Annotated in this window: 6 protein-coding genes; 5 read left to right on the forward strand and 1 reads right to left on the reverse strand. The window is 49.0% G+C overall.

Features of this window, described 5'->3' with window-relative positions; all coding sequences use genetic code 11:
• Nucleotides 1-97 precede the first annotated feature (97 nt).
• The 3 genes from GF404_07010 to GF404_07020 are packed head-to-tail and all read left to right on the forward strand — an operon-like array spanning nucleotide 98 to nucleotide 5354.
• A complete protein-coding gene (locus GF404_07010; GenBank protein ID MBD3381929.1) occupies nucleotides 98-2446 on the forward strand; it encodes a hypothetical protein in 2349 nt (782 codons plus the stop codon).
• Between the two features lie 22 nt (nucleotides 2447-2468).
• The gene (locus GF404_07015) at nucleotides 2469-3395 is read left to right on the forward strand and encodes a PorV/PorQ family protein (protein MBD3381930.1); all 927 of its coding nucleotides are present in this window, start codon (nucleotides 2469-2471) and stop codon (nucleotides 3393-3395) included.
• A 42-nt stretch (nucleotides 3396-3437) separates the two neighbouring features.
• Nucleotides 3438-5354, forward strand: coding sequence for a hypothetical protein (locus GF404_07020; protein MBD3381931.1), 1917 nt, complete (start codon nucleotides 3438-3440; stop codon nucleotides 5352-5354).
• Between the two features lie 50 nt (nucleotides 5355-5404).
• Here the strand turns inward: GF404_07020 and GF404_07025 are convergent, their stop codons facing one another.
• Nucleotides 5405-7720 (reverse strand): tetratricopeptide repeat protein, encoded by a 2316-nt coding sequence (locus GF404_07025; GenBank protein MBD3381932.1) that lies wholly within the window; start codon nucleotides 7718-7720, stop codon nucleotides 5405-5407.
• A 296-nt stretch (nucleotides 7721-8016) separates the two neighbouring features.
• On the opposite strand from GF404_07025, the gene GF404_07030 reads away from it, so the two are divergent.
• Nucleotides 8017-10986, forward strand: coding sequence for a S8 family serine peptidase (locus tag GF404_07030; protein MBD3381933.1), 2970 nt, complete (start codon nucleotides 8017-8019; stop codon nucleotides 10984-10986).
• 106 nt (nucleotides 10987-11092) lie between these two features.
• Nucleotides 11093-12970 (forward strand): M6 family metalloprotease domain-containing protein (locus tag GF404_07035; GenBank protein ID MBD3381934.1); only part of this gene is annotated, 1878 nt, incomplete at its 3' end.

Raw genomic sequence — 12970 nt, forward strand, 5'->3', positions numbered from 1 at the left:
CAAGTCTGGCATCTCCGGACCGCATAAGCCGTTGTTTAAGACCACTGAGGCTGTACCCAATACACAATTACGGGTACATAAGGTGGGACAGATTCAGATGTCGGTAACCAACTATGGTTATTTCGGCAGTCAGCTCGAGAATAGCTTTTTAGATCCCGAGACCGGAACGATTGCGCCTTCATGTCAGTTCCCCGCCGGTTCTGATATCGAATATCTCTTCCAGGGTGCGCTCTGGGTCGGCGCGATTGTCGATGAGGATACCCTGGTATCGGTTGGTACCGATGGCTGGCAGCATATTAAGGAGATGTATCCCGACTCGGGCCAGTCAGGTGCTATTCAGAAACGTTCCAATCGCCGAACCGACGCGGCCTATAGTGAAGATGCTATCTCGGTTGCAGATTATATCTCGGTTTATTCTGATACATTAACCGATCCGCAGTATGTCCCGGCTGATGACATGGATAAACGTCCCCATGAACCGCTCAACCTGAAGGTTATACAGAAGAGTTATTCCTGGGATTACAGCTATGCCGAGGATTTCATCCTGTATGATTTCGATCTCGTGAACATCGGTCAAAAGAGGCTAAATAAGCTCTGGATGGGGATTTATATCGACGCCGATGTTTTATACCGGACTTACTCCGACAATGAAGGTGGTTTCGACGACGATATCTGCGGTTTCCGCGAAACGGTACCGAATCCATCGGGCGATTTCGAAGACACGATTCGTGTCGCCTGGATCGCTGACAACGACGGTGATCCCGAAGGCGGTAGCTTTACCCGTGAAAGCCCGCTGGGTGTAACCGGTACGCGAGTAGTCAGGACACCTAATCCAGATCTTCGTTATTCCTTCAACTGGTGGGTTTCAGAGCAGGATCAACCGAATAAGTATGACTGGGGTCCCATGAAAGAAGAGAATGAACGTAGTTTTGGTACTGGCGGTCTCGGTACTCCCGAAGGTGACAAGAACAAGTACTATCTCCTTTCAAATAACGAATTTGACTATGACCAGATCTATACGGGTGTGGACTATACCGAACAGGGCTGGTTGCCTCCTCCGGCTAATGAATTGGTCCGTCGAATCGCAGCTGGTTATGACACGCGTTATTTGATCTCGTTTGGTCCGTTTAATCTTGATCCGGGCGATACACTTCCGGTGACTTTGGCTTATGTCGCCGGTGATAACTTCCATGTCAAACCGGATGATTTCGATAGCTACGATGTCAACGATCCGGACATCTTCTATGAAAAACTGGATTTCACAGATTTTGCTGTCAACGCCACCTGGGCGGCCTGGGTCTATGATAACCCGGGTGTCGACACTGATGGCGATAATGACTCCGGTAAGTATTATGAGCGACTCGATGATGACGGCAACGTGATCGAACGCATTTATTATGCAGGTGACGGTGTTCCCGACTGGGAAGGTCCGCCTCCTCCGCCTCCGCCGATACTGCGTTATTCAACGGTTCCGGGCGAGGTTACAATTCGCTGGAACGGTTTGGAAACCGAAACCTACGAGGACTTGTTCTCGCAGAAGCAGGATTTCGAAGGCTATCGGGTTTATATGGGCAAGACACTTAACCGAAATGAATTTGCCCTGTTGACCTCGCATGACCTGGTCGACTTCAGCCGTTACTGGTATGATCCGGCCAAGGATAGATGGTTTTTGACCGAGATACCATTTTCTCCGGACAGTCTCAAGACGCTCTACGGCGAAAACTTCGATCCCGAGCAGTATGATGACTCGACTACCGCTTTTACTGATCCGCAAAACGGTGAGGAAATGTTCTTCGTCCCGGTCGATTTCAACCGGTATTTCTCCGATCCACGCGGTCTGGAAAAGAGCTATATGGATGAGATTCAGGCGGGAACCATTACAAAAGACACTGGTCGTGCGGACTTCCCCGACAATTATGTCGAAATCGACGGGGAATGGTATCATAAATACTATGAATACGAATATACGATCGAAGGGCTATTGTCATCGCAGGCATTCTATTTCGCGGTGACTGCTTTCGATTACGGCAACCCGGAAAACAATCTCGAACCCCTGGAGTCTTCACAACTGGGTAATGCCACTCTGGTCTATCCGATCTATTCAGCGGACCAGGTGGAAGAAGAAGACGCCAGCGTTTCGGTTTATCCCAACCCTTATCGGGGTGATGCAGGATATTACGATGACGGCTACGAGCCGGGTGACGGTGTATACGATAAACGTATTCATTTCGTTAATTTACCCGCGGAATGTACGATCAAGATCTGGACCACCGATGGTGATCTGGTGCGCGAGATAGAACATCCCGGGAGATTATCAGAAACAGATTCCAAGATTTACTGGGATTTAATCACACGTAATACTCAGGCGGTCGTGAGCGGAATCTATATTTACAGTATAGAATCCGACCAGGGCACGCAAACTGGCAAAATAGTTATCATTCTTTAGGAATGGAGAGAGGGTGATATCAATGAAAAAACTCTTACTTATAGTAATGCTGCTTCTGGTGCTGGCGCCTGGGTATCTCTACGGACAAGCCAAGGTTGGTACTGCCGGCGCGCAGTTTTTGGAGATCGGCGTTTCCGCCCGAGCGGTGGGGATGGGTGAAGCGTTCATTTCAATGACCGATGACGCCACCGCGGTCTACTACAATCCCTCGGGATTGACTTATGTCTACGAAAAGCAATTCATGTTTACCCATATCGAGTACGCCGCGGATATCAACTACGAATTCGGCGGATTTGTATTGCCGATGTGGGATCTGGGCGGTGTTTTCGGCTTCGGCGTGTACATGCTTGATGCCGGAAGTGTCGATGAAACCACATACGAGCATACCGAAGGCACCGGCAGAACATTTGGTGCCAAGGAGTATGCTCTCAGCGCCAGCTATGCTCGTAACCTGACGGACCATTTCTCGGTCGGCGCGACCCTGAAAGTGATCGACCAGGTCTATGAGGAAATGCGCTCGACTGGCTGGGGTGCCGATGTCGGTACGACTTATGATACCGGTTATCGCGGTTTCCGAATCTCGATGGTGATTTCAAATTTCGGCCCCGACATGACTTTTATCTCTGAAGCGCATCCTTTGCCGATTAATTTTAAATTCGGCGCATCGTTTAATGTGCTCGAAAGCGATCTTCATCGCCTGACCCTCGCCGCCGAGGGCGCTCATCCGGCCGACAACGAAGAGAAGTACACGACCGGTATGGAATATACCTACAAGGAGATGTTCAGCCTCCGGATGGGCCAGAAATTCCAGATCGATACCGGCGGTTTTTCAGCCGGTGCCGGTGTCAGGCTTCCGGTCAACAACTGGACTCTGACGGCTGATTATGCCTTCTTTGATTTCGGTGTTCTGGAATCAGTTCACAGGTTCACTTTTGGATTCGCGTTTTAGGCTGAATGACTATGAATATCACGATGAGATATACTTGGAGGTATGATGAAAAGTAAATACATGAAAGTTATCATCCCGACAGCAGTCGTGGCGATGTTCGCTATGGCCGCGATCTGGGGATGTGGCGAACCGGGATTCGACGGTCCAAAGCCGGTCAATAAAGCGCCGGAATGTTACCTGGCGAATATCCCGACAAGTGGCACACAGTATTCCAAAAATCCGGTCCTGTACTGGTTTGCCAGTGATGAAGATGGCTACATTAAGGAATATCGTTATGTCGTCAAGAAGGCTGATGAAATCAATGACGATCCGTTGACATACATCACGAATACTGTCCAGGATGAAGATTATGATGACTGGAGCAGTATCGTTATTGGCGAAAACCCCTCCCAGTCTCCAACTACGGATACTATCCAGTTCTTTGCCGATATCGATCCCGAAATCTATGTCAAGCAGTACTTCTTTGTTCAGGCTGTCGATAATCATGGCGCCGTCTCGCGACTGACCGATACTATCTCCGAGAACGGACAACAGAAGATCAATATCCTGGCGTACCGAATGTTCTACCGCAACAATCACGCGCCCGACACTCATCTCTATTTTGAAGATACCATCCTATATTACAGCCTGGACACGCTGTATGAATCCTATGATGGTGTACCGTTCTCATGGGAAGGTTCTGACTCGCTCGATTACAAGCGGGCTCAGCCCAAGTTTGAGTTCCACTGGCAGTTGTATGGGCCTTTTGATTCTATTGATGATACTTCTACTTCAGATCCCAGCAAACTGGTGCGCGAATCCTATGATTCGACCACCAACTCTGTCTGGGTCGAGCAGGAGGGTGTGACGTTGTACGACCTTTATGACAAGGCACCTCCCAGCTCCGAGACTCGAACCAAGTGGTTTACTTTTAAGGTGATGAGCCGTGACGACGCTTTTGTCGCTGACCCTGAGCCGGAGGTGACGGCATTTCGGGTTCTGGAACCAAAGTTCGAAAAGGATGTCCTGTTGATTGACAACAACACTTACTTCCCTGGATCCATGATGATCCTGACTGCGCGCGATATCGAATTCTATGGCAAGGATGACCCCAGGGTGCTTATGTTCCAGGAGCGCTATTCTTCAATATTCGAAGAGGCAGGTTACCCGGTCGACGATTTGTACTTCCATCTTAATACCGATAGACCTAACGACAAGAGGGTTCCCGGAGTGGATACGCTTGTGAAATACAAGCTGGTCATAATGGTGGCCGATAACTGTCAGGCAAAGAACGATCGCAACAAACACTGGAATTCCCTGGCAAACTACATGGATATCGGCGGTAAAGTGATGCTGATCGGGTGGAATAATTTTAATCCGAACATTAAACCTAGAGGATTTTTATCATTTGCTCGTGGAGCATTCGAAAATCACTACTTCGGTATTAATGGTGAATACATGGCCGGATGGGGTGAGCGAGACAATATGAGCGCACCTTATGAGGAATGGTGGTGGTATATTACCGGTGTTACCAACGAGGAGATGGTCCAGGCTGTCGCCGACGAAAGAATTACGGGATTGCCCCTGGTTTTGAGTGTCGACAGCAACAGGCTGGATGATTACTTTATTGTACAGAATACATGGATTGCGGAAACTGATACGGTTTTTGAAAACGACACTACGGTCGTGCGCTCGTGGTTTGAGAAGAACAATTATCCCTTTAAACAGAATGCCGAGCCCTGGGTGAATTACTTCGAGAAAGACCCGTCAGCCGAAGCTCTGTATATCGCAAATTCGCTCTACGACAACCCGCGCGATTTCAAGTTCCATGGTGAAACCATTGACGGTAAACCTATCGCTGTTCGCAAGGATGGCGGATTGTACAAAACTGCGGTTTTCGGCTTCTCACTGTATTGCCGTCCCAAAGCGGAAGCGGTTGAACTGATGAGAGGTATGATCGAGTGGTTCCTCGAGGAATAACCAGAACTATCAGTCGCATTGACTGCAAATAAACTGAGAGGCAGGAAGATTTAATCTTCCTGCCTTATTTTTTTCAATATATTCACCGCCGGCTGATAGCCGGGATCGATCCGAAGAATCTCTTCTAATATTTCTATGGCGTCCCCGAATCGGTTCATACCGTAGTAAGCCTGTGCCTTGTACATAAGCATAAGTACCCTCTGGTTGTCTTCAGAGCCATAATTCAGTTTATCTAAATCATCCAGCGCTTGCCGGTAATTACCTGACATCAATGAGGACTCGATCAGTCCTGCCTGAGCCCGAAACATCGTGCTGTCTGCTTCCAAAGCAGAGCTGAAATAGTCATAGGCATCTGAATACTCCGCACTGCGCATAGCGATCAGCCCCAGGTTGGCTTCCACCTGTGCCTTCAGCTTGTCTTTTTCTTTTATCGAATAAAGTGTTTCCATCTGTAACGGGTCGCGCTCATAGGTCGGCTGTCTTTCGGAGGCCAATAGTCTGCGTGCCACCACCAGGTCATCCTGCGCCGAACGCAGGTCAGTGCCCAGTATGGTCGCCAGGTCAATCTTGAGCACTGCACGGTAGAAGTAGTAGTAGGGCGAATCGGGATAGTAGTGCTCGATACTGTCCACTCTTGCCAGCGCCTGCGACTGCCTCCCGACCTCGCGCGCGGCCTTGATGTAGTTGATGATAACCTCGGTGAAATAAGGCTTAAGCGACAGAGCCTTTTCTGCCAGCTGAAATGCTGTTTCTTTGTTGCCACGCAGTCTCTCGACTTCCGCCAGGCTGGTCATAGACAGCGCAGAGGCGGGATTGTATTCGATCTCAGCCCGATAGAAGACTGCCGCGGAGTCAAGCTGGCCGGTTCGTACAAAGCTGGTCGCCAGGTTCAGATTCGCCTGCGGGTAGTGCGGATCGAATTCAAGTAATTCACGATATAGCTGTCGAGCCCTGTCATGATTTCCATTTGCCAAGAGTCGATTAGCCCTGCTGTATAACTCTTGATGAGGATTGGAGAAATCTATCCCGTATGGCAGGTATTGGGTTAGCGCAAACAGCATTATCAGCAGTAAAGAACATATCAGAGTTGAAACTGTTTTTCTCGACCTTATCAGAGCGATGAATTGATGGATACCGTAACCTGCCAGAATGGCCGCAAACGGTAATAGTGGCAGTCTGAAACGTGATGTAACAAAAAACAGGACAATAACGGCGCTGTATGAAATCATGAAAGCAACAATCAAAGCTGTTTTTCTATTATATTTGAAACTGTATACTGCTCCCAGTATCCCGAATGGCACTAACAGCCAGAGCGATACAACCAAGATTCTGGAGACACCGATCTGAGAACGAAATTGCGAGATGTTGCGGTTGTTGGAAACATCTCGATCCGCAATCAGCAACCAGATTTTCTTAAATGTCAGATTAACAGCCTGGCCGGGATTTTGATGCCAGAAATCGAGACCCTTTCCGAACCAATAGGAGGAAACCTCCCGGGGACCCAGAATTCGATTCATATCCTTTTCCGCCAGATACTTACAATCTGCGTACTGCCAGTCCTTACCTAAGGGCTCCGGCATAGCCGCCGACCATCCGGTAGCCTCCGGGTTGTTACCGATATAGAAGTTGATTCCTCCCTGGGTTGGAAGTGGATTGAAATGCCCTCCAACGTGCGCATTTCTAGCGGCCACCGGAAGAAGGACCAAAGCCACACCTGTCAGGTTGAACAGTATCCTTCTGAGATTGCGTTTGAAGAGTGTATCTCGGTGTGAGATAAATATATAGACTGGCACAATCACTGCCAGAACTAAGACCGTCGGACGGGTCATTGCTGCCATACCCAGAACTATGCCGGATATCAACCACAGATAATCTCGAGCCGACTTTTCCGCCTTAAAAACCAGCAAAAAAAAGAGCGGTAAAAAGAAAACCAGCAGAAAATCCAGGAGCAATTCCGATTCAAAGAAGATGAAATCGAACACAAACAGGTACAAAACTGCCGTTATCAGGGCAATTATGGGATTATACAGTTTCCGTGCAAGATAATATGTTATAACAAACGATCCGATCCCTATGAGGTTTTGTATGATTATGATAGCCAGGAGGTTACCTGAAAACAGGTAATGCCATACGGCCAGCAGGTAGGGATACAGGGGAGCCCGGAAAAAGACTTCTTCGCCGATTATACTGCCCTCCGCGACAGCCCGGGCCCAGTTATAATGAAAGCGGGCGTCGACTGTCAGGTCACCCCAGTACAGGCTCTGGTTGTATTGCCATAAGTATAAAATCCTGAGCAGGATATATACTCCAACAAGAATCAGCAGGAGGGCCTTCTCGTTTTTAATTATCATCCTCTGAGATAACATAATTATAGTTTACTCTATTTATATTCTACTAACAAGCAAATTCGAGCGGTTTGCAAAATCCTGCACTACTGGTGCGGTTGTGAAGCCGGTTGCATTCAGGTGTGAAAGAAAGTTACTCCGACGTATACTGAAACAGATTCTTCTACTCGGCTCCAAGTCCATAAAATGTAATCGGTTGAATTGAATTTCCTAACCGGGTGTGACATCCTTTTCAACCTGAATTGTGCAGGTCCTGAACAGTTTTCGTGTGGCACGGGGATTGCTCAATAGGGGGTGGAGATTGAAAGGAGATAATCATGAACACCATGCCAGCACCATTTAGATTTATAAAAAATTTCACGCTCTGTTTGTTTGTCATTTTGTCAGCTGTTCTCCTTTTTACTCCACCAAACGCTGTCTGCGGAGAGCTGTCAAGCTCTCTGCAGAACGGCTGGATGAATTCCCCGGATGAGCGAATTGAAGTGCTTGTTTTCTTTGATAATAACCACACTAAAAACCTTGCCGACAGGGTTAATCTTAACCGCTCCGGACTTCATCGCAAGCTCTATCGTGAACTCAATTCATCCTCGGCTGAAGCTGTTGCTGATTTTAAGAACAATGCTTTTGCCGGATCTTTGGAGATCGAAATTAAAGAGACTTTCTGGATTACTTCGGCCGCCCTGGTCGAGGTTAATAGAACTGATTTGGCGAACCTGGCCGGTCTCGACGGTGTCAGTTTTGTGGCTCCCGACACCAATCTGGCCCTGGTCGACCCGGTTTCTGAAAGCGAAGCTCCGCGGATGTCCGCCTCGGCGGCTGATAACCTGAAGGTGATCGGCGCTGACAGGCTCTGGGCTCGCGGACTGACGGGCGAGGGACGCTTAGTAGGTAGTTTCGATACCGGTGTGGACGGTGACCATCCCGCCCTGCAGGATCGCTGGATGGGCAACTTCTTGTCCGACAGGAGCATGGCCTGGTTCGATCCTTACGGCAGTGAGTATCCTGAAGATAACAACGGCCACGGTTCTCATGTCATGGGTATTATGGCCGGTTTGGATGGCAGTGATACGATCGGGGTAGCTTTTAATTCGCGCTGGATTTCCGCTTCGGTGATCGACCGCGGTTCCAGCCTGTCACGCACAATTTCGGATATCCTCAAAGCCTTCGAATGGGCCGCTGATCCGGACGGCGACCCGGGAACTATAGACGATGTTCCGGATGTTATCTGTCATTCATGGGGTATCCCCTCAGGTATCTTTTCTGACTGTGACAACACCTTCTGGAATGCCATAGATAACCTCGAGTCGCTGGGGGTAGTTTGTATCTTTGCCGCTGGGAATGAGGGTCCTGACTCGCTGAGTATCAGGCAACCTGCCGACCGGGCTACCGGACCCCTGAATGCCTTCGCAGTGGGTGCTATTGACCAGATCGATCCGACCTACCCCGTGGCTGGTTTCTCCAGCCGGGGACCGTCCCGATGTGACCGCTCCGAGATTAAACCTGAGGTGGTCGCTCCCGGTATGATTATCCGTTCCTGCACTAAAAATGGCGAATACAGATATATGAGCGGTACTTCAATGGCCGCTCCGCATGTCGCCGGTGCTGTTGCGCTTCTTCGTCAGTACAATCCCGAGGCTACCTCCGAACAGATCAAGCTGGCTCTGTATAATTCCGCCCGTGATCTCGGTCCGGAGGGTGAAGACAATGCCTACGGTATGGGTCTGGTTGACCTGGAACAGGCACTGGAACTTCTGCCCGCGCCTTCTTATCCCGAAATCGAAATTGCAACTTATGCATATTTTGACGGCTATGATGGTATTATCGAATCTGCGGATTCGTTCGATCTTATAATCGAAATCAATAATCAGAATGAAGCTGTCTCCGGTCTCTGGGGCAAGCTCTTCATAAGCGAAAGCGATGCCGTGATCTATGTCGATTCGGCTGGATTCGGTTCGATTTCTGCCGGTGGCACTGCTTCCAACCAGGCCAGCCCGTTTGTGCTCAGGCTCTCAGATCAGGTTGTAGCCGGCCAGGCAGTTACTGCTAACATAGACTTTTATGACTTCAAGAGCGATTTGATTTCAAGCGAACGTATTACGATAATTGTGGGGCAGTCTTCGGTCGCGCGCCTGACTACACTCAACAGCGGTACCCTGCAGTTCACGGTCGATAATTTCGGCGGTCTCGGTCACGGCCACGGCTCGCTGTACCGACAGGGTGGTCACGGTTTCGTAGCGAACAACAACGGCCTCGATATTCTGTCTGAATTCTCGCTGGTGTTGATCGATCCTTTTAGCGGAATTGTAAATGACTGCGCCCGCGGTGAGCACGGTTTTTTCTCCGACAACGATTTTCTGGCTCTGGATCAATTTGAAACGATTCCGGGTGATTTTGGGGATATCGATCATCATTCCCTCTTCAGTGACGACAATGCGGAAACTCCGCTGGGTATCGAGGTCTCGCAGAAAACCTCGATTTTTGCTGATCAGGCCCTGCAGGACTGCGCCGTAATAGAGTATTCAATAGCGGCGACCGACCTGGCGTTGATCGACAGCTTCTACCTCGGGATTTTGGCAGACTGGGATCTTTCCGGCCAGGCTTCCGGTATGGAAAAATATGCCTACGATGAGGGTACTCAGACTCTGTATGCTTTTAATCAGGATGAAGACCTGTATGTCGGTGTCCGTTTCATAAGTGGCCCTGTTGCCAATGCCGGTATCCATGCCAATCCGCTGGACGGCAAATCGGCTCTGTCCGATGATGACAAGTTCGAGCTGATGTGTGGTGGTTCGAGCATGGGAGATACAGCCAAGTGGGGCGACTATTATGCCACGCTCGCGCTTCGCATCGAACCGGATATGACCTATGACAGCATCAAGTCGGCACTTGCGATTGTCACTGCCGGTAGTCTTGCGGAACTCAACCTGATACTCGACGAAGCTTATGACCGCTATAACATTTCCACCTCGGTTGATGATATCGATGATGGCGAACCGGTTCTTCCGAGCAGTTTCAGCCTGGCACAGAATTATCCCAACCCATTCAATATGGCCACCTCGATCAGTTTCGAACTGGAGCATGAGGCGCACGTCGTGATCGAAGCTTACAATCTTCTGGGTCAGAAAGTGGCCGTGATTACCGAGGGTCGGTATTCTGCTGGAAAAACCGATATAAACTGGGAAGGTAAAAACAAGAGTGGTAAAGATCTTTCCAGCGGAATGTATCTCTATCGCATGATTGTGGATGGTAAGGGTTCAGACTCGCGCAAGATGATGATTTTGAAATAATCTGCTTGAAGTATTAAAGATAAAAAATATATTATTTATGAGAACAAAGACGATTGTGGACTGTTGAATTTTCTGAATGGAGTGAACTTAGCGGGGAAGGTGAGTAATGAATTCAAAAACGAACATAAAACACCTGTTTCTACTTGCAGTTTTAGTATTTGTATTTTCAGCCGGCGCTTACGCCAGCTCGCTTCATCCCAGAATCGAAGCCAGGCTCAAGGCCGAGGGACGCTGGGATGATTATGTCGAAAGTATGAATGAAGCTTATGAGCGCGGGGTTAATCGGCCTCCCGATCTCCCCCTCACTCAACATCACAAGATTTCTCTCGGGTCCGGCCCCGATACGGCAAGATTGATCATTCTCCTGGTTGAATTTTCCGACAATCTCGCTTCCGATGATGTTTATGGTGATTCAGCTTATTTCAAGAATATGGTATCTTCAGAAGGACTATTAGAGAACGGAAGTATGAAGGAATTCTATAAAGAAAATTCCTATGGTCAGTTCGTGGTTGAGGGCGATGTGTATGGCTGGATGATGATGCCATTCACTTATGATTACTATGTAAATGGTTCACGAGGCTTTGGAGGGCCTTATCCCAATAATGCCCAGAGACTTGTCGAAGATGCAGTCATGATGGCCGACTATTACGTGGATTATTCGAAGTATTATGATCCGGACGGCAACGGTGTCATCGACGGTTTGGTGGTTGTCCATGCCGGTGCCGGCTTTGAAACGACCGGTGATTCCAACATGATCCATTCACACAAGTGGAATACTAGCAGTCCCGTTGAAACAAATGACGGTGTTTATTGCTATACGTACAACATGAATCCCGAGGAGGAGGCCTCTCCACAGGGGGGTAATACACTGGTCAAAATCGGGGTGTTCTGCCATGAGTTCGGGCATACACTGGGGTTGCCTGACCTGTACGATACCGATTACAGTTCCAGTGGTATCGGCAAGTGGTCGCTTATGGCGGGTGGCAGTTACAACGGGCAGAGCGAAATTCCGGCTCAGTTCGATGCCTGGTGCAAATATCGTCTCGGCTGGGTGACGCCGGATTTGATCACCGAAAACGAAATCGGCCATGAATTTCCGCCTTTCGCAACTTCGGGGCATGTCGCCCGGATCTGGACTGACGGCGATGATGACGGTCACCAGTATTACCTGATTTACAATAATAACAGGCTCGGGTTCAACAAGGCCACCCCGGGTGAGGGGCTGATGATTCTGCATGTGGACCAGTCACAATTCCACAACCGTACCGAGTACAAATACCTGGTTGCGGTCGAGCAGGCCGACGGTGATTTCGATCTGGAAGAAAATCGCAATGGCGGTGACAGTGGCGATCCTTATCCGGGTGCGTCAGGTGCCAGGGAATTTTCTGAAATGACAGTGCCATCATCATTGAGCAATACAAATGACACCACTTATGTGGCTGTCTGGGGTATTTCCGACTCGGATTCGATCATGACAGCCAACCTGGATATAAATTATACCCGGCCACGACTGGAACTGCTCGATTACTATGTGGAAGAATTTGAAGGCAACGGCAACGGCTATATCGAACCGGGCGAGAAAGCCGGCGTGTTTCTCAGCCTGATTAATTATCGGGCCGATGCTGAAAGTTTATATGTTTATACCTCAGTCGACAACGATCAGCTTGTCGTGGAAGATTCCGCATTCCTCCTGGGTGATCTGGCTTCCGGAGCTCAAATCGACAATTTAGCTGACCCGATTTTGATCGATGTTCCTGAAACGGCTGATCCGTCGATAACTGAAATAAATATCCGCGTTCTGGACAAAACCGAGACAGATTCTGTCAATATAAACGAAATTATTAATATCGGTGGCAAGGCGGCGACTGTGCTCCTTGTCGACCAGGATGACAACAATCCCAATAATTTTGAGACCAGGTATATGCATGTGCTGGACAGCCTGCGTATCCCTTACGAGCTTTATTCCCGCGATAACAACGGTACG

This window comes from Candidatus Zixiibacteriota bacterium (assembly GCA_014728145.1).
GTDB lineage: Bacteria > Zixibacteria > MSB-5A5 > JAABVY01 > JAABVY01 > WJMC01.